The sequence below is a fragment of the Arthrobacter sp. zg-Y1171 genome (assembly GCF_025244845.1).
Taxonomy (GTDB): Bacteria; Actinomycetota; Actinomycetes; order Actinomycetales; family Micrococcaceae; genus Arthrobacter_B.
The window spans coordinates 2,716,971-2,742,867 of the sequence record NZ_CP104264.1 but is presented as its reverse complement, the minus strand read 5'-3'; the positions used below and the strand labels follow the sequence as shown (position 1 = coordinate 2,742,867).

At 65.6% G+C, this 25,897-nt stretch carries 30 protein-coding genes and 1 tRNA gene; 25 read left to right on the top strand and 6 right to left on the bottom strand.

The genetic code is table 11. The annotated features are described in order from the left end of the window. The first annotated feature begins 34 nt into the window (after positions 1-34). The 8 genes from N2L00_RS12890 to N2L00_RS12855 all read left to right on the top strand — a co-directional run bounded on the left by N2L00_RS12890 (position 35) and on the right by N2L00_RS12855 (position 6,889). On the top strand, positions 35-1,558 hold the full coding sequence (locus N2L00_RS12890) for an aldehyde dehydrogenase family protein (RefSeq protein WP_255764959.1): 1,524 nt from the start codon (positions 35-37) through the stop codon (positions 1,556-1,558). An 82-nt stretch (positions 1,559-1,640) separates the two neighbouring features. Next, positions 1,641-2,660, top strand: a complete 1,020-nt coding sequence (gene adhP, locus N2L00_RS12885; RefSeq protein ID WP_255764958.1) for an alcohol dehydrogenase AdhP — start codon at positions 1,641-1,643, stop codon at positions 2,658-2,660. Continuing rightward, a complete protein-coding gene (locus N2L00_RS12880) occupies positions 2,660-3,055 on the top strand; it encodes a DUF779 domain-containing protein (protein ID WP_255764957.1) in 396 nt (131 codons plus the stop codon). The genes adhP and N2L00_RS12880 overlap by 1 nt, the downstream gene beginning before the upstream one ends. Before the next feature lie 102 nt (positions 3,056-3,157). Beyond that, complete coding sequence (locus N2L00_RS12875) at positions 3,158-3,523, top strand: hypothetical protein (protein ID WP_255764956.1); 366 nt, start codon at positions 3,158-3,160, stop codon at positions 3,521-3,523. 156 nt (positions 3,524-3,679) lie between these two features. Continuing rightward, a complete protein-coding gene (locus N2L00_RS12870; RefSeq protein WP_255862605.1) occupies positions 3,680-4,249 on the top strand; it encodes a TetR/AcrR family transcriptional regulator in 570 nt (189 codons plus the stop codon). A 271-nt stretch (positions 4,250-4,520) separates the two neighbouring features. Then, positions 4,521-4,820 (top strand): DUF4193 domain-containing protein, encoded by a 300-nt coding sequence (locus N2L00_RS12865; RefSeq protein ID WP_146360892.1) that lies wholly within the window; start codon positions 4,521-4,523, stop codon positions 4,818-4,820. Between the two features lie 80 nt (positions 4,821-4,900). Then, complete coding sequence (locus tag N2L00_RS12860) at positions 4,901-5,554, top strand: NTP transferase domain-containing protein (RefSeq protein WP_255862606.1); 654 nt, start codon at positions 4,901-4,903, stop codon at positions 5,552-5,554. A gap of 144 nt (positions 5,555-5,698) precedes the next feature. Beyond that, complete coding sequence (locus tag N2L00_RS12855) at positions 5,699-6,889, top strand: TerC family protein (protein WP_255764953.1); 1,191 nt, start codon at positions 5,699-5,701, stop codon at positions 6,887-6,889. A gap of 133 nt (positions 6,890-7,022) precedes the next feature. On the opposite strand, the gene N2L00_RS12850 is transcribed toward N2L00_RS12855, so the two are convergent. Next, the gene (locus N2L00_RS12850; RefSeq protein WP_255862607.1) at positions 7,023-7,646 is read right to left on the bottom strand and encodes a hypothetical protein; all 624 of its coding nucleotides are present in this window, start codon (positions 7,644-7,646) and stop codon (positions 7,023-7,025) included. Between the two features lie 89 nt (positions 7,647-7,735). On the opposite strand from N2L00_RS12850, the gene N2L00_RS12845 reads away from it, so the two are divergent. Next, positions 7,736-8,512, top strand: a complete 777-nt coding sequence (locus N2L00_RS12845; protein ID WP_255862608.1) for a glycosyltransferase family A protein — start codon at positions 7,736-7,738, stop codon at positions 8,510-8,512. A 93-nt stretch (positions 8,513-8,605) separates the two neighbouring features. Here N2L00_RS12845 and idi read toward each other — a convergent pair whose 3' ends face one another. Continuing rightward, positions 8,606-9,127: an isopentenyl-diphosphate Delta-isomerase gene (gene idi, locus N2L00_RS12840; RefSeq protein WP_255862609.1), complete on the bottom strand. Its 522-nt coding sequence runs from the start codon at positions 9,125-9,127 to the stop codon at positions 8,606-8,608. Between the two features lie 35 nt (positions 9,128-9,162). On the opposite strand from idi, the gene N2L00_RS12835 reads away from it, so the two are divergent. From N2L00_RS12835 to N2L00_RS12810, 6 genes are read left to right on the top strand one after another with little or no spacing between them, the layout of a single operon-like run. Next, positions 9,163-10,230 (top strand): polyprenyl synthetase family protein, encoded by a 1,068-nt coding sequence (locus N2L00_RS12835; protein ID WP_255862610.1) that lies wholly within the window; start codon positions 9,163-9,165, stop codon positions 10,228-10,230. Between the two features lie 3 nt (positions 10,231-10,233). Continuing rightward, positions 10,234-11,169 (top strand): squalene/phytoene synthase family protein, encoded by a 936-nt coding sequence (locus N2L00_RS12830; RefSeq protein WP_255862611.1) that lies wholly within the window; start codon positions 10,234-10,236, stop codon positions 11,167-11,169. Positions 11,170-11,171: 2 nt separating this feature from the next. After that, the gene (gene crtI, locus N2L00_RS12825) at positions 11,172-12,851 is read left to right on the top strand and encodes a phytoene desaturase family protein (RefSeq protein ID WP_255862814.1); all 1,680 of its coding nucleotides are present in this window, start codon (positions 11,172-11,174) and stop codon (positions 12,849-12,851) included. Beyond that, complete coding sequence (locus tag N2L00_RS12820) at positions 12,851-13,231, top strand: lycopene cyclase domain-containing protein (protein ID WP_255862612.1); 381 nt, start codon at positions 12,851-12,853, stop codon at positions 13,229-13,231. Before crtI ends, N2L00_RS12820 begins: the two co-directional genes overlap by 1 nt. Next, the gene (locus N2L00_RS12815) at positions 13,228-13,572 is read left to right on the top strand and encodes a lycopene cyclase domain-containing protein (protein ID WP_255862613.1); all 345 of its coding nucleotides are present in this window, start codon (positions 13,228-13,230) and stop codon (positions 13,570-13,572) included. Before N2L00_RS12820 ends, N2L00_RS12815 begins: the two co-directional genes overlap by 4 nt. Before the next feature lie 35 nt (positions 13,573-13,607). Beyond that, on the top strand, positions 13,608-14,456 hold the full coding sequence (locus N2L00_RS12810; protein WP_255862815.1) for a prenyltransferase: 849 nt from the start codon (positions 13,608-13,610) through the stop codon (positions 14,454-14,456). Between the two features lie 69 nt (positions 14,457-14,525). Here N2L00_RS12810 and N2L00_RS12805 read toward each other — a convergent pair whose 3' ends face one another. After that, positions 14,526-16,016 (bottom strand): catalase, encoded by a 1,491-nt coding sequence (locus N2L00_RS12805; RefSeq protein WP_255764945.1) that lies wholly within the window; start codon positions 16,014-16,016, stop codon positions 14,526-14,528. Between the two features lie 50 nt (positions 16,017-16,066). Then, a complete protein-coding gene (locus tag N2L00_RS12800) occupies positions 16,067-16,516 on the bottom strand; it encodes a Fur family transcriptional regulator (protein WP_255862614.1) in 450 nt (149 codons plus the stop codon). Positions 16,517-16,628: 112 nt separating this feature from the next. On the opposite strand from N2L00_RS12800, the gene N2L00_RS12795 reads away from it, so the two are divergent. Continuing rightward, positions 16,629-17,417 (top strand): alpha/beta fold hydrolase, encoded by a 789-nt coding sequence (locus N2L00_RS12795; protein ID WP_255862615.1) that lies wholly within the window; start codon positions 16,629-16,631, stop codon positions 17,415-17,417. After that, positions 17,414-18,148, top strand: coding sequence for a triacylglycerol lipase (locus tag N2L00_RS12790; protein ID WP_255862616.1), 735 nt, complete (start codon positions 17,414-17,416; stop codon positions 18,146-18,148). The genes N2L00_RS12795 and N2L00_RS12790 overlap by 4 nt, the downstream gene beginning before the upstream one ends. Positions 18,149-18,155: 7 nt before the next feature. Here N2L00_RS12790 and N2L00_RS12785 read toward each other — a convergent pair whose 3' ends face one another. Further along, positions 18,156-18,899 (bottom strand): MBL fold metallo-hydrolase, encoded by a 744-nt coding sequence (locus N2L00_RS12785; protein WP_255862617.1) that lies wholly within the window; start codon positions 18,897-18,899, stop codon positions 18,156-18,158. Positions 18,900-19,019: 120 nt separating this feature from the next. On the opposite strand from N2L00_RS12785, the gene N2L00_RS12780 reads away from it, so the two are divergent. The 3 genes from N2L00_RS12780 to N2L00_RS12770 all read left to right on the top strand — a co-directional run bounded on the left by N2L00_RS12780 (position 19,020) and on the right by N2L00_RS12770 (position 22,014). Continuing rightward, positions 19,020-20,291 carry an MFS transporter gene (locus N2L00_RS12780; protein WP_255764940.1) on the top strand — a complete coding sequence of 424 codons (1,272 nt, stop codon included), beginning with the start codon at positions 19,020-19,022 and terminating at the stop codon, positions 20,289-20,291. A 129-nt stretch (positions 20,292-20,420) separates the two neighbouring features. Next, a complete protein-coding gene (gene htpX / locus N2L00_RS12775) occupies positions 20,421-21,293 on the top strand; it encodes a zinc metalloprotease HtpX (RefSeq protein ID WP_255862618.1) in 873 nt (290 codons plus the stop codon). Positions 21,294-21,336: 43 nt separating this feature from the next. Beyond that, a complete protein-coding gene (locus N2L00_RS12770) occupies positions 21,337-22,014 on the top strand; it encodes a histidine phosphatase family protein (RefSeq protein ID WP_255862619.1) in 678 nt (225 codons plus the stop codon). A gap of 84 nt (positions 22,015-22,098) precedes the next feature. Here N2L00_RS12770 and N2L00_RS12765 read toward each other — a convergent pair whose 3' ends face one another. Further along, the gene (locus tag N2L00_RS12765) at positions 22,099-22,590 is read right to left on the bottom strand and encodes a YajQ family cyclic di-GMP-binding protein (RefSeq protein ID WP_227933012.1); all 492 of its coding nucleotides are present in this window, start codon (positions 22,588-22,590) and stop codon (positions 22,099-22,101) included. Between the two features lie 134 nt (positions 22,591-22,724). On the opposite strand from N2L00_RS12765, the gene N2L00_RS12760 reads away from it, so the two are divergent. The 5 genes from N2L00_RS12760 (at position 22,725) to fdhA (ending at position 25,751) form a co-directional block, all read left to right on the top strand. Beyond that, on the top strand, positions 22,725-23,063 hold the full coding sequence (locus N2L00_RS12760) for a hypothetical protein (protein ID WP_255862620.1): 339 nt from the start codon (positions 22,725-22,727) through the stop codon (positions 23,061-23,063). A gap of 164 nt (positions 23,064-23,227) precedes the next feature. Continuing rightward, a tRNA-Tyr gene (locus N2L00_RS12755) sits at positions 23,228-23,309 on the top strand. Between the two features lie 92 nt (positions 23,310-23,401). Next, complete coding sequence (locus N2L00_RS12750; RefSeq protein WP_255764935.1) at positions 23,402-23,839, top strand: MarR family winged helix-turn-helix transcriptional regulator; 438 nt, start codon at positions 23,402-23,404, stop codon at positions 23,837-23,839. Positions 23,840-23,901: 62 nt separating this feature from the next. Then, the gene (gene trxA, locus N2L00_RS12745) at positions 23,902-24,303 is read left to right on the top strand and encodes a thioredoxin (protein ID WP_227918870.1); all 402 of its coding nucleotides are present in this window, start codon (positions 23,902-23,904) and stop codon (positions 24,301-24,303) included. Positions 24,304-24,530: 227 nt separating this feature from the next. Next, positions 24,531-25,751 (top strand): formaldehyde dehydrogenase, glutathione-independent, encoded by a 1,221-nt coding sequence (fdhA, locus tag N2L00_RS12740; RefSeq protein ID WP_255862621.1) that lies wholly within the window; start codon positions 24,531-24,533, stop codon positions 25,749-25,751. The last annotated feature ends 146 nt before the right edge of the window (positions 25,752-25,897 follow it).

Genomic DNA, 25,897 nt, shown 5'->3' with positions numbered 1-25,897 from the left:
CCGACACCGACGTCGAACGCACAAGGAGCGCAACATGACCGTTTACGCACAGCCAGGCACCGAAGGCTCGAAAGTCACCTTCAAACCGCGCTATGACAACTGGATCGGCGGCGAATGGGTGGCCCCGGTCAAGGGGGAGTACTTCGAGAACATTTCGCCGATCAACGGCCGGGCATTCTGCGAAGTGGCCCGCGGTACATCGGCTGACATCGATCTCGCGCTGGACGCCGCGCACAAGGCCGCCGGGGCCTGGGGCAAGACTGCGGTAGCCGAACGGGCCCTGGTCCTGACCCGCATCGCGGACCGGATCGAAGCCAACCTCGAAATGCTCGCCGTCGCCGAAACCTGGGACAACGGCAAACCGATCCGGGAAGTCCTGGCCGCCGACCTGCCGCTGGCCGTCGACCACTTCCGCTACTTCGCCGGCGCCATCCGCGCCCAGGAGGGCGGCATCTCCCAGATCGACGACAACACCACCTCGTACCACTTCCACGAGCCGCTGGGAGTAGTGGGACAGATCATTCCGTGGAACTTCCCCATCCTGATGGCCGTCTGGAAACTGGCTCCGGCGCTGGCGGCAGGCAACGCCATCGTGCTGAAACCCGCCGAGCAGACGCCGACGTCGATCCTGGTCCTGATGGAACTCATCGCGGACCTGCTGCCGGCAGGCGTGCTGAACGTGGTGAACGGCTTCGGGGTGGAAGCCGGCAAGCCCCTGGCATCCTCGAACCGGATCCGGAAGATCGCCTTCACCGGTGAGACCACCACGGGCCGGCTGATCATGCAGTACGCCAGCCAGAACCTGATTCCGGTGACCCTCGAACTGGGCGGCAAGAGCCCGAATATCTTCTTCGCCGACGTCGCCGCCGCCGATGACTCGTTCTACGACAAGGCGCTCGAAGGCTTCAACATGTTCGCCCTGAACCAGGGCGAGGTCTGCACCTGCCCGTCCCGTGCACTGGTCCAGGACTCCATGTATGACTCCTTCATGGCGGACGCACTGGCCCGCACGGCACAGATGATCCAGGGCAATCCCCTCGATACCAACACCATGGTGGGCGCCCAGGCGTCCAACGATCAGTTGGAGAAGATCCTCTCCTACCTGGATATCGGCAAGCAGGAGGGTGCACGGGTCCTCGCCGGAGGCGAGCGGGCCCACTTCGACGGCGACCTTGCCGGCGGCTTCTACGTCCAGCCCACCGTTTTCGAGGGCACCAACAACATGCGCATCTTCCAGGAGGAAATCTTCGGTCCGGTGGTTTCCGTGACCCGGTTCTCCGACTACGGGGAGGCCATGGCCATTGCCAATGACACGCTGTACGGCCTTGGTGCCGGTGTCTGGTCCCGGGACGGCAACACCGCCTACCGGGCAGGACGCGATATCCAGGCCGGCCGGGTATGGGTGAACAATTACCACGCCTATCCTGCCCATTCCGCTTTCGGCGGCTACAAGTCCTCCGGCATCGGCCGCGAGAACCATGCCATGATGCTGGACCACTACCAGCAGACCAAGAACCTGCTGGTCAGCTACGCGGAAAACAAGCAGGGGTTCTTCTAAGCGGCCCGCGGACCTGCCTAGGCTTGGGTGTCACTCGCTTTCGACTGGAATTACCCTAAACCGCTGACAGAACGAGGACCCCATGGCAAGCATGCAGGCAGCAGTAGTGAACCAACTCGGTGAAGGCCTCTCCATCGAGGAAATGGCGGTGCTTGAACCAGGTCCGGGCCAGGCGCTCGTCAAGCTGGTGGCGACTGGTGTATGCCATACGGACCTCCATGCCGCAGACGGTGACTGGCCCGTGAAGCCGACTCCGCCGTTCATCCCCGGCCATGAGGGGGTGGGGGAAGTGGTGCAGGTCGGTGAAGGGGTTACCGACCTGCACCCGGGCGACATGGTGGGCAACGCCTGGCTCGCCTACGCCTGCGGTGTGTGCGAGTACTGCCGGACCGGCTGGGAAACCCTGTGTGAGCAGCAGAAGAACAGTGGTTACTCGGTGGACGGCTCCTTCGGCCAGTACATGCTGGTGGATGCGCGTTTTGCGGCGCGCATCCCTGACGGGGCCGATCCGCAGGAAATCGCTCCGGTCCTCTGCGCAGGCGTCACGGTCTACAAAGGACTGAAAGTCAGCGAGGCACGGCCCGGTCAGTGGGTCGTTATCTCCGGCATAGGCGGTTTGGGACACGTGGCAGTGCAGTACGCCATTGCCATGGGCCTGCGCGTCGCCGCCGTGGATATCGCAGATGACAAGCTGGAGCTGGCCACGAGGTACGGAGCCGAGGTTGTGGTCAATGCGAGCAACGAGGACCCGGCCGAGGTTATCCAGGAAAAGACCGGCGGTGCGCACGCAATACTGGTCACCGCAGTGCATCCGACAGCCTTCGCACAGGCCATCGGAATGGCCCGGCGCGGCGGAACGATTGTCTTTGTCGGGTTGCCGCCGGGGGACTTCCCGGCCCCGATCTTTGACACTGTGCTTAAGGGCCTCACCATCCGGGGGTCGATCGTGGGTACCCGCCAGGACCTGGCGGAGGCAATCGACTTCTACGACCGCGGACTGATCCACCCCAACATCACCGTCCGCAGCTTGGAAGAGATTAATGACGTGATGACTGAACTCCGAGAAGGCCGTGTTGATGGCCGTGTGGTGATTGGATACTGATGGATTCTTCGCTTGCTTCTCCGCTGGAAGCGGCTGCCGCACTGCCCGGGGAGACGTTCTCCCGGGTGGCGCTGACGCCGCAGGCACAGGCCCTGCTGCTGCGGCTGCGGCCCATCCACGGTGCGCTGATGTTCCACCAGTCCGGAGGCTGCTGTGACGGGTCCTCGCCCATGTGCTTTCCGAAGGGGGAGTTTCTCACTTCAGATGCCGACGTCCTTCTGGGGGTCTTCGACCTGGCAGGTGAGGAACTGGAGTTCTGGATGTCGCGTGAGCAGTTTGAGTACTGGAAGCACACCCATCTGACCGTGGATGTTGTCTCCGGACGGGGAAGTGGGTTTTCCGTGGAAGCGCCTGAGGGTAAACGCTTCCTTATCCGGTCCCGCCTGCTTGACTAGGATCCAAATAGTAAGCTGACTGTTGAACCTGTCGTTTTGAACGGTAGGGTGCAGTGGACGGAACTTATCAAGGCCCCGTGAGGGCAGGAGAAGAGGAAGACCATGGTAAAGAAGTTTGTATTTCTGGCGGGCGCGGGTATTGGCTACCTGGTTGGCTCCAAGGGCGGCCGCGAAAAGCTGATGCAGCTTTGGAATGACCCGAAGGTGCAGGAAACCGTTTCCCACGGCACCGACTGGGCGAAGGAAAAGGCCCCGGGCCTGCAGGACAAGGTTACGGGCGTCGCCAAGGATGCCGCCTCCAAGGTCACCGGTTCCAGCAGTGGATCCGGCTCTTCCGGCAGCACCGGATCCGGTTCCACCGGGTCCTCCACGGGTTCTTCCGCGGCCGGCAGCACGGGAACCAATGGTTCCTACACCTCCGGCGGCGAGCAGAAGATGTCCCCGGCCGAACCGCAGCCTGAGGCATAACCGCAAAGAGCAAGAGAAGCACCGGACAGGCAGGCAAAAACCTGTTTGTCCGGTGCTTTTTCGTTCCCCTTGCCCGTCGTGCAAAGTTGCACTTAGTGTATTGGCGTGGCAGCAGGAGAAACAGCCGCCCCCTCACGGCGGGAACAAAACAAATCGGTGACACGCGCAGCCATCGCCGCGGCAGCCCTCAGCCTGGTCCGCAGTAACGGCCCGGGCAATTTCACGGTGGACGACATCGCGGAGCGGGCCGGCGTCTCGCGCAGGACCTTCTTCAACTATTTTTCCAGTATTGAAGCGTCGCTTACGGTGGCCATGGAAGGATTCCTGGAAACCGTGCTGGGCCACTTCGAGTCCCGTCCGCAGACCGAGAACATCGTGGAGTCCATGCTGGAGGCCCTGACCGCCCCGGCGGACCCTGAGCGGCTGGCGGTGACTGCCGAGCTCTACGCCATTGCCCAGGACAACCCGGAAATGATGCGGTTCCAGCTGGAGGCCTGGAACCGGGCGGAACAGCGCATCGTCGCTTCCATCCGGCAGCGGTTGGGCGATGCCGCCGATCCGTTCTACAGCTCCTGCCTGGTGGGTTCAGTGCTGACCTGCGGGCGAAGCGCCTTTGCCCAGTGGGAACGGCGCACACAGGGCGTTATTACCCCGGAGTCACTTAAGCTGCTGGAAGAGCTGTTTGCCGAAGCGATTGGCTTCCTCCGCAACGGATTCAACCGTTAACAAGTCCCGCCGAAAAAGCGGAACCAGCACGTCTGGACGCACGTTGGGTAGGAAAGGGTGCGCGGGGGACCGCATAATGGACCCGCGGACGGCTTCCCGGCACAACGCGCACTTTCGGCGTCCGCGGGGCGGACGCCCGAGGTCCGGAGAAAGAAAAACGGCAGCCGAACGGCCGATGGGAATAGTACGAGACCGTACAACCGTTATGTTCGGCTAGTATCGAGTGCCCCGGAAACAACATAACTACGGATTTGGAGTGTGAGCCGAGAATATGGCTACAGATTATGACGCGCCGCGCAAGACTGAGGAAGAAGCCGGCCCGGCTTCTATCGAAGAGCTTCAGGCACGGCGCAGTGACAAGCAGTCTGCCGTAGTTGACGTGGATGAAACCGAGGCAGCTGAAGGATTCGAACTGCCCGGCGCAGACCTGTCCGGTGAAGAACTGCTCGTCCGCGTAGTGCCGCCGCAGGAAGACGAGTTCACCTGCAACTCCTGCTTCCTGGTCCGCCACCGCTCCCAGCTGGCCGTCGAAAAGAACGGTCTGGCCTACTGCAAGGACTGTGAAGGCTAATAACCCGAAACCTCAGCCGTCGCACCACCTAGGGTGCGGCGGCTGCCTGTTTAAGTCCGGACCGGAGTGAGGACAGACCAATGATCGGAACGACGACGGCGGTCCTGCTGGCTGCCGGTGCCGGCAGACGCCTCGGCCGCGGACCGAAGGCGCTGCTGCCTTTCCGCGGGCGGCCCCTGATCGAGCATCAGGTGGCGGTGCTCCTGGCCGGCGGGTGTACCCACGTGGTCGCGGTGCTGGGCGCCGGTAGCGCTGACATTTTGGCCTCAGCTCGGCTGCAGGATGCTGCACCGGTCGTGAATCCACAGTGGGAGCTGGGAATGGGCACCAGTTACCGTTGCGGGATTTTGGCGGCACTGGCCCGGGAACCGGAGACCTCGGTCCTTGTGGCCCTGGTCGACCAGCCCGGACTGACTCCTGCCGTGGTCTCCCGCGTCCTCGCCGCGGGGCAGCCCGGCAGGATCACCGCCGCCGGCTACCGGGCGCCGGATGGGAAGTTGCGGCGCGGACACCCCGTTCTGCTCGATGCTTCCCTGGCCGCGCGCAGCTTGGAACCGGAGGCAAGCTATGCAGGGGCTGAACCTGCGGGAGAAAGGAGGCCGGGAGCCAATCCGGATTCCGGGGCCCGTGCGTTCCTCGCCGCCCATCCGGAGCTCCTGCATGTCGTGGACTGTACCGATCTGGCCGACGGGCGGGACGTGGACTGCGATGCGGACCTGGCCCTGTTAGACTGAGGGCTTCGTAGGGGAGTATCCCAGAACGCAGATATCCGTCAACACGTGGAGCACCGACGCTCCGCCGGGTTCAGCGGCCAGCCAGTTCATGGTGGCGGGAGAGACCTATGCTCCTTTGGCATACCCTACGAAAGCAGAGATTCCATGACTGTTTCCCCCTTGGTCTGGGGAGTGACCATCGCGGTCATCCTGGCCCTTTTGGCCTTTGATTACTTCTTCCACATCCGCAAGGCGCACATCCCTACGCTGAAGGAAGCGGCCATTTGGTCCTCCATTTACGTAGGCCTGGCCTTGATTTTCGGCGGTGTTGTCTGGGTCCTTGGTGGAACCCAGATGGGCACCGAGTACTTCGCCGGATACATCACCGAGAAAGCGCTTTCGGTGGACAACCTGTTTGTCTTCCTGATCATCATGGCGAGCTTCCGGGTTCCGCGTGAAGACCAGCAGAAGGTCCTCCTCTTCGGCATCGTCTTCTCCCTGATCGCCCGTACCGCGTTCATCCTTCTCGGCGCCGCGCTGATCAACTCCTTCTCCTGGGTCTTCTACATCTTCGGCCTGATCCTGCTGATCACCGCGGGCAACCTGCTCAAGCCTGAAAGCACGGAGGGCGACGACGAAGCCAACAACTTCATCATTCGGCTCGCCCGCAAAATCTTCCACACGTCGGACACGTACGACGGCGACAAGCTCTTCACCATGGAGAACGGCAAGCGGGTCCTCACCCCGATGCTGCTGGTGATGGTGGCCATCGGCGGCACCGACATCCTCTTCGCGCTCGATTCCATCCCCGCGATCTTCGGCCTGACGCAGAATGTCTTCATTGTCTTCACCGCCACGGCGTTCTCCCTGATGGGCCTGCGCCAGCTCTACTTCCTCATTGACGGACTGCTGGACCGCCTGATCTACCTCAGCTACGGCCTGGCAACCATCCTGGCGTTCATCGGCGTCAAGCTTGTCCTGCACGCCCTGCATGAGAACACCCTGCCGTTCATCAACGGCGGCGAGCACGTTCCGGTTATCGAGATCACCACCGGCCTCTCGCTCTCCGTCATTGTGGGCGTCCTGCTGGTGACCGTTGTTGCGTCCCTGGTCAGCCCGGCGGGCAAGGCCATGACCGCCGTGAACAACGCGCGGCGCCATGCGGATTCGTACCTGGACCTGTCCTACACCGCCGATCCTGCAGAGCGGGAACGGGTCTACAAGGCCCTGTGCGATGAGGAACAGGACATCCTGAAGATGGACCTCAAGTACCGCAACAAGGTCAAGGACATCGAAGAGATCCGCGAAACCGTAGCCCGCGCCCACAGCGAGCACGAGCGGTACCTCTCCCGCTAGCGATAACAGCCGGCGGTGATCCGCCGGCAGTGCCGGGCATTCCGGGCAGCACAGCTGCCCGGAATGCCCTTCGCAGTTAAGCCCGGATGCGCCGGGCCACAGCCTGCTCTGCCAGCAGCCGCGCGAGCCCGGGCTAGCGGTGGGTACGGTGCGGCAGCGGGGCATTCGGCCGCGCACCGGACCGGCGGACCGCAAAACCCAGGCACAGACCGGCCGCCAGCGCGCCCAGCCCTCCGGCGGCCAGATCTCCCATGGTGTCCGCGTACCCGACGTTGATGCTTGCATCCACGTACGTGTGGCCCCACCACTCACCGATTTCCCAGAGCACACTCATCCCCAATCCCAACGCCAGCACCAGCAGGGGAACCACCACGGGGAGCGAGGGGGAGTGACGGTGCGGGCGCTGGACGGCAGGTACTGCGCCGAACTGCACCAGCAGGAAATAGGCCATCACGGCCAGCGCACCTGTGGTGGCAAAGTGGATGGCGAGATCCCACCAGGAGATGCGGGCGTAGAGGTCTGCCACGCTGCTCCACGCCGCGGCCAGCAGCACCACGCCGTAGGCGGCGTCGAAACCAGGGAAGACCGCCAGTGCCCGGGAGACCAAAAGCCCCAGCAGCACCAGCAGGAACAGAGCCGTTTCCACCGGTCCGAGCAGTACCAGCGCCGTCAGGACACTAAGCACTCCCAGTGCACGTACCGTGTCGGCAAGGTATGCCTGCCGGGACTCGGGCGGGCGGAGCAGCGCATCGATCATTCTCATACGGTAGCCCGGCACCACTGACCGAGGCAGTGGGCACCGGAAACGGGCCGGGATACCCAGTGCCTCCACGCTAAACTCAGCCCATGCCTTCTGAGCTTCCGGCAGTTGCCGTGGTCATCCCGTGCCGCAATGATGCCGCCCTCCTGGAAGCGTGCCTGGAGTCCCTGGCCGAGCAGAGCCTGCAGCCACGGGAAATAGTGGTGGTGGACAACAACAGCAGCGATGCCAGCGCGGAGGTTGCCCGGCGGTTCGGCGCCCGCGTGGTTTTCGAACCGGCTGCGGGAATCCCTGCCGCTGCCGGTGCCGGGTACGACGCCGCTGCTCAGGGCCTCGACGCGGACGCCATTATTGCGAGATGTGACGCTGATTGCGTCCTGCCCCCGGATTGGATTGCGCGCATAGCTGAAGCCTTCGCTGCCGACCCGCAGCTGGAAGTGCTTAGCGGTCCCGGTGTTTTCTACGGGATGCCCCGCCTCCCGGCGCTGCTGCTCTCCCGGTTGTATCTGGGGTCCTATTACCTGGCCATGGGTTCAGCTTTGGCCCACTGGCCGTTTTTCGGCTCGAACCTGGCTCTGCGCGCCGGAACCTGGCAAGCGGTCAGCGGCGAGGTGCACAGGAACGATGCGCAGATGCACGACGACGTCTGCCTCAGCTTCCATCTCGGCCAAGGCCGTCGCTGCCGCCGGGATCCGCACCTGACCGTGGGAATGGCGCCGCGGGCGGTGCAAAGCCGGGCAAACGTGGCCCTGCGCTTCCGCAGGGCCTTCCACACCCTGTCCGGCCACTGGCCCCAGGAATACCCCTGGGTCCGCTGGGCCCGGAGGTTCGCGGGCAGCAAAACCGCCGCACCGGCAAACTGAGCGCCTGCCGCGCAGCAGGCCGAACCCACACCGTCAGGCAGCACGCACACACAGCCAGGCCGACCCCACACCGCCAGGCAGGCCGGACCGGATCTAGGGGTAGAGCAGCGGCAGCTGCAGCACCAGCCAGGGACTGAACGCCCAAGGCGTCAGCCGAACCGCCGGAACAAGCTGCGCCGGATCCGCCCACTCCCAGTCCATGACCTCGTCCGGTGCCGGGACCGGATCGGCGTCGGCCACGGCCGTGTAAACGGGGCAGATCTCATGCTCGACGATCCCCGAGGCATCCACGGCACGGTAGCGGAAATCCGGCAGCCGCAGCGTCAGGTCCCGCACCTCGAGCCCCAGCTCGCGCCGGGCGCGCCGGTTCACGGCGTCCTTCGTAGCTTCTCCTGGACCGGGGTGGCCGCAGAAGGAATTCGTCCAGACTCCCGGCCAGGTCAGCTTGGACATCGCCCGGCGGGTAACCAGCAATTCGCCGCGGGTATTGAAGACGTGGGTGGAGAACGCCAGATGCAGCGGCGTGTCAGTGGTGTGCACGGCGGCCTTGTCGCGGGTGCCCACGGGACGGCCGTCATTGTCTACCAGAACCACGCGTTCTGAGCCGTCTGTCATTTCTTCCCCTAGTCCCATACGTGTTTACTTTACCTATGCAGATGCACCCCCCGCTCGACCTGTCTATCGGCCAGGACCTGGTCGAGACCGTTCTGAACCGGTTTTACGAGCGGGCCAAAGACCGCGCGGCCAAACTGGGTCCCGGCTACCTCTCACTGTGGCAGGCACTGGAAAACTCGACCGCCGGAGGCAAACGGGTGCGCCCGCGCATCCTCTTGACGGCTTACCTGAACCTCGGCGGTACCGACACGGCGGCAGCGGCCAGGGTAGGCGCCGCTTTCGAACTGCTGCATACGGCCCTGATCGTGCACGACGACGTCATCGACCTGGATTTCACCCGCCGCGGCCACGAAAACGTTTCCGGCGTCTATCGGGGGCTGGCCGCCGCCGCAGGCGTTGAAACAGGTGCCGCACGGCACCGCGGGCTCTCCGCCGGGGTCATTGCAGGGGACCTGGCCTTGACCGGCGCATTCCGCATGCTGGACAGTGCCGAGGTGGACACCGACATCCGGTTACGGCTGGCCGAGATCCTGGACGAGGCCGTCTTCGCATCCGCCGGCGGAGAGCTGATCGACGTCGACCTTTCCTTCCATCCGGATGCCCCGCCGATCGCCGAAATCCTGCACATGGAGCGGCTCAAGACCGCCGTCTACTCCTTCGAAGCGCCGCTGCAGGCCGGGGCGGTGCTTGCCGGGGCATCGAACGACGTCGTTACCACCCTCGGCCTCTACGGCCGGGACATCGGGATTGCCTACCAGGTGGTGGATGACCTGCTGGGGGTTTTCGGCACGGAGAGCGCCACGGGCAAGTCCAGTTTTTCGGACCTGCGCGAGGGAAAGCGGACGGTGCTGGTTTCCTATGTGGCACAGAAGCCGGAATGGGCCGAACTCTCGGGCCTGATCGGCAACCCCGAGCTGACCGCCCGTGATGCCGCCCGCGCCCGGGAACTGCTGGTTTCCTCCGGGGCCCGGGACCATGCGCAGCAGCTGGTGCGGGAATATGCAGACCGGGCCCGCCAGCACCTGGACTGCCCTGCGGTCACCCCCGGGCTGCGCGCCGCCCTGTCGACAGTGGTTGACGACGCCGTGAACCGGGGACGGTAGTCCGTGGCAGCTGAGCAGGGCCTGCCCCTTTATAACGCCGTTGCGCGCCGGACTTCGGCCGTGCTGATCCGGTCCTATTCGACGTCCTTCGGGCTGGCCTCCCGGCTGCTGCCGGCCCGGACGCGCCTGCAGATTGAAACCATCTACGCGCTGGTCCGGCTGGCGGACGAGATTGTCGACGGCGTGGCGGCGGCCGCACTGGTGCCCCGTACGGAGATCGGCGGGCTCCTCGATGAGCTGGAGGCGGACACGGAACGTGCCCTGCGCACCGGCTACAGCGTCAATCTGGTGGTCCATGCGTTCGCACTGACGGCGAGGGAAACCGGCATCGGAACGGACCTCACCCGCCCGTTCTTCGCCTCGATGCGCGCGGACCTGGACCAGGTGGAACACACCGAGGCCAGCTTCAACGAGTACGTCTACGGCTCCGCCGAGGTGATCGGGCTGATGTGCCTGCAGTGTTTCCTCGACGGTGTTCCGCTGCCCGATGACCAGGCCAAGCGGCTGCACGAGGGCGCCCAACGGCTGGGGGCAGCCTTCCAGAAGGTCAACTTCCTGCGGGATCTTGCGCAGGACTTCGAGACCCTGGGACGCAGCTATTTCCCGGGCGTCACCGTGGCCGCGTTCAGTGAGGCGGACAAGCACCGGATCCTGGCCGGCATCGATGCTGATCTGCTGGTTTCGGGCGCCGCGGTGGCGGAGCTGCCGGCAAACTGCAGGGCCGCCGTCGCGCTGGCCCAGGACCTGTTCGGTGAATTGGCCCGCAGGCTCCGGAACACTCCCGCCGAACAGCTGCGGACCACCAGGGTGCGCGTCCCGAACCCCGTGAAGGTCCGCATCGCAACGCGTGCGGTTCTGACCCGCCGGGTCGCCGGTCCTGTCGGGCTCCGGCACGACGGCGGAAACCAAGCTGTCCCGGGAAACGAAAGGCAACCATGAGAATGCGTCCGCGCACCGCCGTCGTAATCGGCGGCGGGATCACGGGACTGGCCACCGCGGCACTGCTGTCGCGGGAAGGCCTGGAGGTCACGGTGCTGGAGAAGCAGCCGGAGACCGGGGGACGGGCCGGCAGCTGGGAGACCGGAGGGTTCCGCTTTGACACGGGGCCGTCCTGGTACCTCATGCCCGAGGTCTTCGACCACTTCTTTCGGCTGCTGGGCACCACCGCTGCCGAACAGCTGGAGCTGGTCCGGCTGGATCCGGGGTACCGGGTGCTCTTCGAGGACACCGCAGAACCGGTGGACGTGGCCGCCACCCGGGACGGCAACATTGCGTTGTTCGAGTCGCTGGAACCCGGTGCCGGAGCCCGGCTCGAGGAATACCTGGAGTCCGCCGAAGAGGTCTATGCGATGGCCAAGAAGCGGTTCCTGTATACAACGTTTGCCTCGTTCCTGCCGCTGCTGCGCCCCGATGTCCTGCGCAGCGGCCCCCGGCTGGCCAGGCTGCTGCTGGAACCGCTGAGCACCTTCGTTGCCCGGCGTTTCACGGATCCGCGGATCCGGCAGATCCTGGGCTACCCGGCCGTTTTCCTGGGCTCCTCGCCGTTCACCACGCCCAGCATGTACCACCTGATGAGCCGGCTGGACCTGGCGGACGGGGTGCTTTATCCCATGGGCGGCTTCCACCGGATAGTCTCGGTCATTTCCGACCTGGCGCGTGCAGAGGGCAGCCGGGTCATCACCGGTGCCGAGGTCACCAGGATCCGTACGTCCGCGCAGGACAACCCCACGGGCGGCCGGGCCCGCTTCCCGCGCGGCAAGCCCCGCGCCGTGGGCGTGGAGTACCGGGATGCCGGCGGCTCGCTGGTGTCGCTGGATGCGGACCTGGTGGTTTCAGCAGCGGATCTGCACCACACCGAGACCACCCTCCTGCCCCCGGCACTGCAGACCTATCCGGAGGAATACTGGGAGCACCGGGTCCCCGGCCCCGGCGGGCTGCTGCTGCATCTCGGAGTGGAGGGGAAACTGCCACAGCTGGAACACCACACCCTGCTGTTCACCCGGGACTGGGAAGCCAACTTCGAGAAGATCTTCGGCCAGGAGACCTCCGTGCCGGATCCGGCCTCCCTGTACGTCTGCCGTCCGAGCGCGACAGACCCCGACGCCGCGCCGGAAGGACATGAAAACCTGTTTGTGCTGGTGCCGGTACCTTCGGATCCGTCGCTGGGAGCCGGCGGGATCGACGGCGCAGGGGATCCCCGGATCGAGAAGATGGCCGACGCCGTCATCGAGCAGCTTTCGTCCTGGGCCGGCATTCCCGATTTGGCCGAACGCATCATCATCCGCCGCACGGTGGGACCGCAGGACTTCGTTGCCGACCTCAATTCCTGGCGCGGAACCCTGCTGGGACCGGCGCACATCCTGAAGCAAAGCGCGTTCTTCCGCGGAACGAACGCCAGCCGGAAGGTGGAGGGGCTGCTTTACGCCGGCGGGTCCACCCTGCCGGGCATCGGCCTGCCCATGTGCCTGATCAGTGCGGAGCTCGTGCTCAAGCGGCTGCGCGGGGAAACGGGCACCGAGGCGCTGCCGGAGCCGGCTCCGTGGTCCGCGCAGGTGCCGTCCGGCCAGCTGCCCGAAGAACAGCTCGCGGCCCCGCAGCCGTCCGCTGAGGCGGGAGCGTAATGGGCGTCCTGTACCTGCTTTTCCTGCTGCTGTCCCTGGGCTGCATGGTGCTCCTCGACCACCGGTTCCGGCTGTTCTTCTTCGCCGACGCACGGCGGGCGGCCGCCGTGCTGGCCATCGGAGTGCTGTTCTTCACCGGCTGGGACCTGGCCGGCATCGGCTCCGACATCTTCTACCGCGGCGAGACCCCCTTTATGCTCGGCCTGACCTTGGCACCGCACCTGCCCGTGGAGGAGATATTTTTCCTGGCCTTCCTTTGCTACCTGACCATGGTGCTCTTCGGCCTGGTGCGCCTGGTCGCAGCCCGGGCCGCCGCACGAAACACCGACCGGGCCGGCGGACCCCCGGCCCGCAGGCCGAGCGAGAGGACCCGGCCGTGACCTACTGGACCCTCAATGCGTTCTTCCTCGTGCCGGCAGCCCTGATCTTCGCAGCCGCCCTGCTGGGCCGGAACCGCCCGCGGCACTTCGCAGCCGCGGCGGCCGTCACCGCCGTCGTCCTGTTGGCCCTGACCGCCGTCTTCGACAACCTCATGATCCGCGTGGGCCTGTTTTGGTACAACGAGGACCGCATATCCGGAGCCTTTGCCGGCGCTGCGCCGCTGGAGGATTTCGCCTACCCGCTGGCGGCCGTGCTGCTGCTGCCGGCGCTCTGGGCGCTGCTGCCAGGACGTGCCCCCGCGCCCGGAGGCGCCCAGCCGAACCCGAAGGAAACACCGTGAGCCCCGCCGCCACCTCGACCGCGGGAACCCTGCGGATGCTGCTGGTGTCTTCGCGGCCGCTCTCCTGGGTGAACACCGCGTATCCGTTTGCCGCCGCCTATCTGCTCACCACCGGGCAGATAGACCTGACCTGGGTCATCGGTACGCTGTACTTCCTGGTTCCCTACAACCTGGCGATGTACGGCATCAACGATGTTTTCGACTACGAGTCGGACCTGCATAATCCGCGCAAGGGGGGAGTGGAAGGCGCCGTCCTGGACCGCGGTTTCCACCGCATTACGTTGTGGGCAGCGGCCATCACCAACGTGCCGTTCCTCGGGGCCTTGATCCTGCTGGGAAGCCCGCTGTCCTGGCTGGTGCTGGCAGTCAGCGTCTTTGCAGTGATTGCGTACAGCGCGCCCGGACTGCGGTTCAAGGAACGCCCCTTCCTGGATTCCATGACCTCGAGCACCCACTTTGTCAGCCCTGCAGTGTACGGCCTGGTCCTTGCCGGCGCGGTCTTCACCCCGGGGCTCTGGGCAGTCCTGGGGGCGTTCTTCCTCTGGGGCATGGCCAGCCAGGCCTTCGGTGCGGTGCAGGACGTGGTGCCGGACCGGGAAGGGGGGATCGGATCCATTGCCACGGTGCTGGGGGCGCGGCCGGTGGTATGGCTTGCCGCCGCTGCCTATCTCGCCGCCGGCCTGCTGATGCTGCTGACTCCCTGGCCGGCGATGCTGGGCGGGCTGCTGGCCCTGCCCTACATCCTCAACCTGGTGCCGTTCCTGCGGATCACCGATGCCGGGTCCGGTGCGGCGAATGCCGGCTGGAAACGGTTCCTGAAGCTGAACTTCCTCACCGGTTTCCTGGTGACGCTGCTGATCATCTGGTACTGGCCTACCCGGTAGGAGGCAGGACAGACAGCAGCGGCCGGCCCCCGAAGGGACCGGCCGCTGCTGGTTTAGCGGGTGCTGGAATTACTCAGCAACGCCCACGAACTCGGCCTTTTCGTTGGCCGTGGTTTCGCCCTGTGCCAGGGAAAGGCGCAGCTTCTCGCCCAAGGTCGCGTCAACGTTGGTCCAGTACTGGATCGCAGCTTCGCGGATGTGCGGACGCTTCACGCCGGAGATGGCGCCGGTGATGGTTTCCAGGAAACGCTGCTTGGCGGCGTCGTCGTAAACCTCGCGGTACAGGGTACCGGCCTGGACGAAGTCGCTGTCCTCGGAGTGCAGGGTCGCGGCGGCACGCACCAGGGCGCCGTCGTTCTCCCAGCTGCCCGAACCGGCCAGCGCTGCATCGGCAGCGGGGCCGCCCAGCGTGTTCGGTGCGTAGACCGGAGTCTGCGGGGAGTTGTAGGAGAAGCGCATGGCGCCGTCCTGCGAGTAGTTGTTAACCGGAGCCTTGGGCGCATTGACCGGCAGCTGGTTGTAGTTGGCGCCGATGCGGTAACGCTGGGCGTCCGGGTAGGAGAAGATGCGGGCCATCAGCATCTTGTCCGGGCTGGCATCGATGCCGGGAACCAGGTTCGCGGGAGACAGGGCAACCTGTTCGATCTGCGCGAAGAAGTTTTCCGGGTTGCGGTTCAGGGTGTGGGTACCCACCTTGATCAGCGGGTAGTCCGCGTGCGGCCAGACCTTGGTCAGGTCGAACGGGTTGAACCGGTACGTCTTGGCATCTTCGTACGGCATAACCTGCACGTGCAGGTCCCAGGACGGGAAGTTGCCGGCCTCGATGGCCTCGTACAGGTCGCGGCGGTAGTAGTCGGCGTCGGCGCCGGCAATCTTCTCAGCCTCGGCACCGGTGATTTCATGGTTGCCCTGGTTGGACGTGAAGTGGTACTTCACCCAGAAGCGCTCGCCGGCGGCATTGATCCACTGGTAGGTGTGCGAGCCGAAGCCGGGCATTTCGCGCCACGACGTCGGAAGCCCGCGGTCGCCCATGAGGTACGTGACCTGGTGGGCGGACTCGGGGGAGTTGGTCCAGAAGTCCCACTGCATGTCCGCGTCGCGCAGGCCGGAACCCGGAAGGCGCTTCTGCGAGTGGATGAAGTCCGGGAACTTGATGCCGTCGCGGATGAAGAACACCGGAGTGTTGTTGCCGACGATGTCGTAGTTGCCCTCGCTGCTGTAGAAACGCAGGGCGAAGCCGCGCACGTCGCGCCAGGTGTCGGGCGAACCCATTTCACCGGCAACTGAGGAGAACCGCTGGACGGTTTCGGTGACGGTGCCCGGCTGGAACACAGCGGCACGCGTGTACTTGGAGACATCCTCGGTGACAACGAACTCACCGAATGCGCCGCCGCCCTTGGCGTGCACGATGCGCTCCGGAATACGCTCCCGGTTGAACTGTGCCAGCTTCTCGACCAGGTAACGGTCGTGAAGGGCAATGGCGCCGTCGGCGCCGGTGCTCAGCGAGTGGGCGTCGCTGGCAACCGGGGTGCCGGTCTGCGTGGTGGTGAAGTTGGACATACTTGTTCTTTCTCTGGTGCTGACAAAAGGGAGGAAAGGCTTGGGGCGGGCTACGAGGCTGCGGCGGCGCAGTCGGTGCAGATCCCGCGGTAGAGCACATCCGCAATCTGGATGGTCATACCGTGTGTGTTTCCGGGGGTGAGGCAGGGAGCGTGGCCGACGGCGCAGTCCACGTCCTCGATCCGTCCGCATTCAATGCAGATGGCGTGGTGGTGGTTGTCATTCACGCGGGTCTCGTACCGGGCCGGAGAATCGGGGGTTTCGATTTTCCGCAGCAGGCCTGTTTCGGTGAGGTCGGCCAGGATCACATAGACGGACTGCAGGGAAATATCCGGGAGTTCCCGGCGCACGCCGGCCGCGACGTCGTCCGCCACCGAGTGCGGTGCGGAGTCGACGGCACGGAGTACGGCGAGCCGCTGCTTGGTCACCCGACGGCCGTGGGCGCGCAGCTCATCGGACCACCTGGCGGTGGTTTCCTCTGCAGCTGCGTTTCCGTTCATGTCCAACATCCTATCCTTATTCTGAGTTATTCATAATAAGGATCGCCTAACCTGGTCCGGTCCCGGTACGCTGGCCATAAAGCGTCTCGACGGAACAGGAAGCAGAGGCACAGTGCCTGCAGCAGAAGCTCGAACGGGATTCCAGCGCGTGACGGTAGGGGACACACAGGTGGACATCCGCACCTACCGCCGCTTTGACGACGCCGGGACACCCGACTGGCAGGAGGCCCGCAGCGAGGTGGTCCTGGTGCACGGGATCGGTGCCTCGGAGCGGTACTACCGCCCGCTGATCTGGGAACTGGCGCGCACATCCATCGTCCATACGCTCGAGCTGCCCGGCTTCGGATCCACCCCGAAGCCGCGCAGGCAGCTGCAGATGGAAGACTTCGGGCGCATCGCCGCCGAGGCGCTCGATGCCGCCGGCATCCGGGGTGCCCAGTGGGTGGGCCATTCCATGGGCTGCCAGGTGGTGGTGGAAATGGCGCTCGCCGCCCCGGACGCGGCGTCCTCGGTGGTCCTGCTGGGGCCGACCATTAACGACGCCGAGCGCTTCGCCCCGCTGCAGGCCCTGCGGCTGATGCAGGACTGCCTGGTGGAACCCCCGGCCGTCAACTTCATTCTGGTCACCGACTACCTGCGTGCCGGGCCGCGCTGGTATCTCTCCACGCTGCCCGTGATGATCCACCACCGCCTCGAGGAGCGGATCCGCGAGGTAAAGCCTCCGGTCCTGCTGGTGCGCGGCGGGAAGGATCCCGTGGTGCGCGCCGACTGGCTGGCCCGGCTGGCCCTTGCCCGGCCGGGTGCCGTGACGGCGGAAATCCCCGGCCAGCCGCACGTGATGATGTACACCCGTCCGAAAGAAACCGCCGAGCTGATGCGCACGGCGGCCGCCGTACAGTGACATCCTTCCGCCCCGGGTTCCGTCCGCGCCGGCAGGGGCGGATCTTCCGGTGGGCGCGCCAGGCACGGGGCTGGGCCTCGGACTATGCCTACGTGGCCTACTGGCAGGTGCACGGTTTTATCTTCCGCCGGGACCCGTCGGCGTATCTGCATCCGGAGGGTGAGGTGCGGGCACCGGTAGTGCTGATTCCCGGTGTCTTTGAAAACTGGCAGTTTATGCGGCCGCTGGCGGACTACCTGTATGAGCGGGGACATCCCGTGCATACCGTGGCCCCGCTGGGCTACAACCGCGGAGCCATCGAGGACATGGCCGTACTGGTGGAACGCTATCTGGTGGAACGGAACCTGACGGGCGTGCTGGTACTGGCGCACAGCAAGGGCGGCCTGATCGGCAAGCACCTGATGACCCTGCCGGACGGCGGGTCCCGGGTGGAGCGGATGATCGCCGTCAACACACCTTTCTCGGGCTCCGTCTACGCCAATCTGTTTCCGCTGGCCTCGATCCGGGCCTTTGCCCCGCGGGACCCGTTCCTGCAGAAGCTCCTGCGCAGTGTGGACGTCAACGCACGGATCACTTCGGTGTACAGCAGCTTCGATCCGCACATCCCGGCCGGGAGCCACCTGGCGGGCGCGCGGAACATCCAGCTGGAAACCATGGGGCATTTCCGGCCCATCGGAGATTCCCGGCTGCTGGAGGTCCTGGAACAGGACCTGGCTGCAGCCGAGCGGTAAGGGGAGGCTAGGACGCGCCGCGGGCCAGGGCCTGCTCCACAGCCGCCGCCGAGCCGTCCCGCCACGGCTCTCCGTGCCCGGTGAGCAGCAGGGGAGCATTGGTCTCGGCCAGCAGTGAGAGGGAAGCGAGCGCCTGGGCGCTGTCCGCGGTGGCCGCTCCCGAAACGATCTGCGGTCCCTTCGCGCCGGTGTAGGGATCCAGGGTGACCAGCGAGTCCCCGCTGATCAGGGCGCCGCGGTCCGGATAATGCAGTGCCACGTGCCCGGAGGTATGCCCGGGCGTGTGCAGGATCCGGGGCTTGCCCGACAGGGCGTCGCCGGAATCCGCGGCCAGGCTGTGCACGTCGGTCACGCCGCGCACGTTCAGCGCTCCGGCGAGGGTCATCGCACCCAGGACGGGAACCGACTTGGGATAGCGCAGCGGATACAGGAACCGGTTGGTCTCGTGCCGGTAGCGGTAGGGATGTGCGGCAATGTACCGGTCGGCGTCGTGCACCAGGATCGGTGTGCGGTACTCCTGTCGAAGCCGTGCCGCAGTGCCCACGTGGTCGAAATGCGCATGCGTCAGCACCAGGGCCCGGACATCGCCGGCACCGTAGCCCAGTTCGTCGAGCGCGCCGGTCAGGTGCGGCCACATCCCCGGCAGGCCCGCGTCGATCACTGCGATGCCGTCGTCGTCCTCGACCAGGTAGACATTCACATGGGCATGCTCAATGCGGTGGATCCCATCGGCTACGTTGCGGGTAAACACGGTGGCTACTCCTTCGGCAGGGTGCGGGGCAAGCGGTTCCGTCCCATCCTAAGCATGCTTTCTATTACCGTGCGCGCGTGGTGCGCCGGAACCGGCCCGGCAGGACCCTAGACTGCTCTGGTGCCAAGACTGCTCGCTGACCTCACCCCGCTGCGTGAAAGCCCCGAATTCCGCCGGCTCTGGACCGGAACGGCGCTCTCCGCCGTCGGCACCCAGCTCACCCTCGTGGCGGTGAGCCTGGAGGTCTACGAACTGACGTCGTCGAGCTTCAACGTCGGTCTGCTCGGACTGGTGGGCCTGGTGCCCCTGGTCCTGGCCGGACTGTACGGCGGATCGGTGGTGGACGCGTATGACCGGCGCAAGGTCGCGCTGTTCTCGTCGGGACTCCTCTGGCTCAGCACCATCGGGATAGCCGCCCAGGCCTGGGCCGGAGTCGGCAACGTCTGGCTGCTGTACTTTCTCGTGGCCGTCAACGCAGGTGCCGGCGGGCTGAACCACCCGGCCCGCAGCGCCATCATTCCCCGCCTGGTCCGCCCCGAGCTGCTGCCTGCCGCCAATGCGCTGAGCATGATGACCTTCGGCCTGGCCATGACCGCGGGACCGCTGCTGGCGGGAGTGCTGGTGGCCCGGGTGGGCTACGGCTGGACCTACACCATCGACGTCGTTACCTTCACTGCCGCAATGTGGGCGCTGTACCGGCTGGCGCCCATGCCGCCGGTGGGCAAGGTGCAGAAGGCCGGGCTGGGCTCCGTGCTGGAGGGGTTCCGGTTCCTGGGCACCCGCCCCAATATCCGCATGACCTTCGTGGTGGACCTGTGCGCCATGGTCTTAGCCCAGCCCCGTGCACTGCTCCCGGCCATCGGAGCGCTGATGCTCGGCGGCGGCGCCGCCACCGTGGGGGTGTTGCTGGCAGCCACCGCCGTGGGTGCCTTCCTCGCCGGCCTGTTTTCCGGGCCGCTCGGGCTGGTGCGCCGGCAGGGCCTGGCGGTGCTCTGGTCCGTAGCGGCCTGGGGGCTGTCGGTGACGGCGTTCGGCGTGGTGGTGGTGCTGGCCGGACACAACGACGGCGCGGTCCCCTCCCGGTGGCTCATTCCCGCGGCGCTCGCGATGGCCTGCGCCGGAATAGCCGATTCCATCAGCGGTGTCTTCCGGTCCACCATCCTGCAGTCCGCCACCCCCGACGCCATGCGCGGCCGGCTGCAGGGTGTGTTCGTGGTGGTAGTGGCCGGCGGACCGCGGCTGGGGGACCTGGTGGCGGGAGTGGATGCCTCCCTGGTCGGGGAGGGCTGGGCGGCAGTGCTGGGCGGACTGATCTGCCTGGCCCTGGTGGCGGTGCTGGCCCGCACCCAGCCCCGGTTTGCCCGGTACGACGCACGGCATCCGGAGCCCTGAACCGCTCGTCGGAGCAGGAGCAGGAGCAGGAGCAGGAACAGGAACAGCCCGCCCCGGTTAAACGTTGAAGTATATGGATAAAACCGAGAGTGCGGGCCGAAACGGCCTGCGTGAAAGGACCATGTACCCGTGCACCGACATTTCAACGGCCTCAAGACGGCAGCCCTGTTCGGCGTGCTTTTCGCCGTGCTGCTGGGAATCGGGGCCCTGCTTTCAAGCGGAACCGGAAGCCCGACGTTCATCTGGGTCTTCCTCTTTATCGGCCTGGCCACCACTGCGTACAGCTACTGGAACAGTGACAAGCTCGCCATCCGGGCAATGCGTGCCGTGCCCGTCACCGAGGCGCAGGCTCCGGAAATGTACCGGATTGTCCGCGAGCTTTCGCTGCAGGCCGGGGAGCCCATGCCGCGGCTCTACATTTCGCCCACCATGGCACCCAACGCCTTCGCCACCGGCCGGAACCCGCAGCATGCTGCGGTGTGCTGCACACAGGGCATCCTGGCGCTGCTGAACGAGCGTGAACTGCGAGGCGTGCTCGGCCACGAGCTGATGCACGTCTACAACCGGGATATCCTCACCTCCTCAGTGGCGGCTGCCATTGCCGGCGTCATCACCTCGCTGGGACAGTTCCTGCTGTTCTTCGGGGGCGGGGACCGGCGCAATGCCAACCCGCTGGCCATGATTGCCATGGCTGTCCTCGCGCCGATGGCCGCGTCGCTGATCCAGATGGCTATCGGCAGGACCCGCGAGTACGACGCCGACGAAGACGGCGCGAAGCTCACCAACGATCCGCTGGCACTCGCCTCGGCCCTGCGCAAGCTGGAGAGCGGAACCCAGCGTGCACCGCTGCCGAGCAATGACCAGAAGCTGGTGAACACCTCGCACCTGATGATCGCCAACCCGTTCCGTGCCGGCGTGCGCGGCCTGCTGGCCACCCACCCGCCCATGGCGGACCGCATCCAGCGGCTGGAACGCATGGTCGGGCGCACCCTGGGCGCCTGACGCCGTGCTGATCCGTCTCCTGCTGACGAAGTAGGCTTCGAGCATGCGACTGATACTTGTCCGCCACGGTCAGACCCCCTCCAATGTGGAGCATTTCCTCGACACCGCAGTCCCCGGACCGGGACTGACGGAGCTGGGGAGGGAACAGGCGGCGGCGCTGCCCGAAGCCCTGGGTCACGAACCCATTGACGGGGTCTTTGCCTCCAACCTGGTCCGCACCCAGCTCACCGCCGCGCCCCTGGCCGCCGCCCTGGGCCTGCCGGTCCAGATCCGCGACGGGCTGCGGGAGGTCTTCGCCGGCGACTTGGAAATGCGCAATGACCGGGACGCGATTATTACCTACCTGAAGACCGTTTACCGCTGGGTCTCCGGTGACACAGCCGTCCGGATGCCCGGCGGCCCGGACGGAGCCGAGACGCTGGGCCGCTTTGACGCCGTGGTCGAGGAGCTGGCCGCCGAGGGGTTGAAGTCCCCGGTGATCTTCAGCCACGGGGCGATCATCCGGGCCTGGGCCACGGCCCGCGCCGAAAACGTGGGAGCGGACTTTATTGTCGCGAACGCCCTGAGCAACACCGGCATTGCCGTGCTCGAAGCGGGAGAGCTGCCCGACGGCAGCCTCGGTCCCTGGGAGCTGCTGACCTGGATGGGTGAACCCGTAGGCGGGGAAGAACTGGAAGACTACGGCGACGACGGCCCCGCTGCCGACGACGTCGCGCTCTAGGCGGCGTGCTGCTTAGAACCTTAAAACACCGACGGCGCCGTCCCCGCAGCGGGGACGGCGCCGTCGCAAGTGCTCCGGAGAGACCTAGCGGAAGTTGATGAACTGCAGGTCGACCTCGAGGTCTGCGCCCTTGAGCAGGGCCATGGTGGCCTGCAGGTCATCGCGGGACTTGGAGCTGACCCGCAGCTCGTCGCCCTGGATCTGGGACTTGACGCCCTTGGGGCCTTCGTCGCGGATCAGCTTGTTGATCTTCTTGGCCTGGTCCTGGGCGATGCCCTCCTTCATGGAGGCTTCAATCCGGTATTCCTTGCCGGAAGCGTACGGCTCGCCGGCATCCAGGGACTTCAGGGAGATGCCGCGCTTGACCAGCTTGGACTGCAGCACGTCGAGTACGGCCTTCACCCGGTCTTCCGAGTTGGCCTTCATCAGGATCTTCTCGCCGCTGAAGTCCACCTCGGCGCCGACGCCCTTGAAGTCGTAGCGCTGGACGATTTCCTTCTGCGCCTGGTTCAGCGCGTTGGCCACTTCCTGCTTATCGATCTTGCTGACGACGTCGAACGTGGACTCGCTGGCCATTTCGGGGCTCCTCTAAGTTGGTGACTTTTCCTGGTACTTAGCGTAGTAGGTCCGAGCCCTGATGGCGCCCCGCTCCCAGCCGGTACACAGCAAACACCCGGCGTCGTCCCATCGGGGCGGGGAAGGGTCAGGGGGTGGAAAACAATTCCGGTGCCGTCTCCCGTCCATCCTTCCGCCGTCCCGCAGCTGTCCGGATCCGCACCATGGCCGCCGGTTCCTTCCTGGCGGCAGCGTCCGCCGCGGGGCTTGGTGTCATTGGTGCCGCCCCGGCGAGGGCCGCACTGGTCCCGCCTCCGGTCTTGTCCGCTCTGGAATGCGCGGCGCAGGCAGAAGGCACCGAGTGCGGAAGCCAGGAACGTCTGGCAGGCATCCGCGCCGACCTGGGGAACGCCGTGGCCTGGGGATCGGTGACCCAGGCGCAGGCCGACCGGTTCTACGCGCAGCTCGAAGACCGGATCTCACGGGGGCTGTAGGGCGCCCGGCAGGGGCCGGAGAAGGTCCCGCGGCCCCTGCCGGCAGCGGCCGGAAACGGTCCGGCAGGACCCGGTTTGGAGCTCGATTCGTAACTTCGGAGAATCTTCGGTAAAGTTGTCTTGTCCGCAGCTGCTGCGGACAAGGTCTTCACTTGAAGACACTCGGCAGATTACCCGAGCGGCCAAAGGGGGCTGACTGTAAATCAGCTGGCAACGCCTTCACTGGTTCGAATCCAGTATCTGCCACAGACAAACCCGTCCTCACCATTGGTGAGGGCGGGTTTTTCCTTTGCCGGGGCCCTTGCGCCCAGAACTCCTAGATATTAGGCTCCCTAAATATGACTAGCGATCCCGCCCTGGACGACCTCGCCGAGGAGTTCCGTGAATCCCTCCGGCTGGCACTGTACATTGCCCGCAACATGGACGCGGATACGGACATCAGCGCCACGCAGGTCAGCATCATGAAGATGGCCGCCGGCGAGGGGATGCGGGTGAGCGAGATTGCACGGAACCTCGGAGTGAAGGTCCCCAGCGCCACGGAGCAGATCATCCGCCTCGAGGGTGCGGGCCTCTTGAAGCGCAGCCCCGATCCCCATGATTCCCGCGGTGTCCGGGTGACTCTCACTTCGCAGGGAGGCGAAGTGCTTCAGGAAGCCAACGGCAGCAGGACGGCGCTGATGGCGGCCCTGCTGGAACAGTTGAGCAGCGAGGAGCGGAGCGCCCTGTCGGCAGCGCTGCCCGTCATCCGCCGGCTGACGAAACTGCCCGGGGCCTAGAGGCCTTCACCGGACAGCGAACAGCTACAGACAATGCCACCGGCCCCGGTTAGCGTTGGACCATGGCTACTATCGACATCACCGAAGCAACGTTCCCCGAGACCATCGAGGAAAATGACATAGTCTTCGTGGACTTCTGGGCGGACTGGTGCGGTCCCTGCAAGCAGTTTGCACCCGTGTATGAATCCGTTTCGCAGCAGCACGACGACATTACCTTTGCCAAGGTGGACACCGAGGCTGAGCAGGGCCTGGCAGCTGCCGCCGGCATCACCTCCATCCCCACCCTCATGGCGTTCCGTGAAAAGGTACTGGTGTTCTCCCAGCCCGGAGCCCTGAATGCCAGCCAGTTCAGCGAACTGGTGGAAGCAGTCAAGGGCCTGGACATGGCGGCCGTGCACGAGCAGATCGCCGCGCAGGAGCGCGAGGCAGCAGCAGGCTCAAACGGCCAGGCCAAGCAGGCTTAGCCCCACCCGCTTTTCTTCAGGGAAGCATCCGCTCCAGGATGCTTCCCTGAGTGCGTTAAGGATGCCGTCCGGCCTACGCGGATTCGAAAACGCCACGTCTACCGTCGCCGCAGCGGCCGTTGTACTCTCGCTTCCATAAGGCGCACCGCCTGGGGAGCGCATGGGGGAGCGTACGGGGGAGCGAGCAGCGCGGACGTCAACGACGACGAGACGACAGCGAGGACAACATGAGTTCCAACCGAGGGATTGCCTATCTGGAACCGGGTGTGGTGGAAGTCCAGGACATCGACTACCCCACCTTCGAACTGAAGGACGGGCCGGGCGTTAACCCCGCCAACATCGGGCGCAAACTTCCACACGCCGCCATCCTGAAGGTGGTCACCACCAACATCTGCGGATCCGACCAGCACATGGTCCGCGGGAGGACGACGGCGCCGCCCAACCTGATCCTGGGCCATGAGATTACCGGGGAAGTGGTGGAAACCGGATCGGACGTGGAGTTCATCAAGGTGGGCGACCTGGTTTCGGTGCCGTTCAACATTTCCTGCGGCCGCTGCCGGAACTGCAAGGAACGCAAGACCGGCATCTGCCTGAACGTGAACCCCGACCGCCCCGGCAGCGCCTACGGATACGTCGATATGGGCGGCTGGGTGGGCGGCCAGGCCGAGTATGCCCTGGTGCCGTACGCGGACTGGAACCTGCTGCGGTTCCCGGACAAGGACCAGGCCATGGAGAAGATCCTTGACCTCACCATGCTCTCCGACATCTTCCCCACCGGCTATCACGGCGCAGTCACCGCCGGGGTGGGGGTCGGCTCCACCGTCTACATCGCCGGGGCAGGACCCGTCGGCCTGGCGGCAGCAGTCTCGGCACAGTTGCTGGGGGCCGCCGTGGTGATCGTCGGCGACCTGAATGAGGAGCGGCTGGCCCAGGCGCGCAGCTTCGGCTGCGAAACCGTGGATGTATCGCTGGGTGCTCCGCAGGACCAGATCGAAATGATCCTTGGGGTGCCGGAAGTGGACTGCGCCGTCGACGCCGTCGGGTTCGAGGCCCGCGGCCACGGTGCCGGGTCGAGCAGCGAGGCACCGGCCACTGTGCTGAACTCGCTGATGGACGTCACGGCTGCCGGCGGGGCACTGGGCATCCCGGGACTGTACGTGACCGGAGATCCGGGCGGCGTGGACGAGGCGGCGCAGAAGGGTTCGCTCAGCATCAACCTGGGTACCGGCTGGGCCAAGTCGCTGTCCTTCACCACCGGGCAGTGTCCGGTGATGAAGTACAACCGTGAACTGATGACGGCGATCCTGCATGACAAGGTGCAGATCGCCAAGGCCGTCAGCGCCACTCTGATCAGCCTGGACCAGGCACCGGAGGCCTACCGCGAGTTCGATTCGGGCGTGGCGAAGAAATACGTCATCGACCCGAACGGGATGGTGGGTTCGCACTAGTCAACCGGTCCGTCCGCTAAGCAGGAGGACGGACGAACAGCAGCACGGCCGGCAGGACCGAAACCAAATCGGTCCTGCCGGCCCGTCTTCGTGCCCGCACCCTTCTGATGCCTCCGGGCCCGGCGGTACGCTCAATTGGTCCGGGG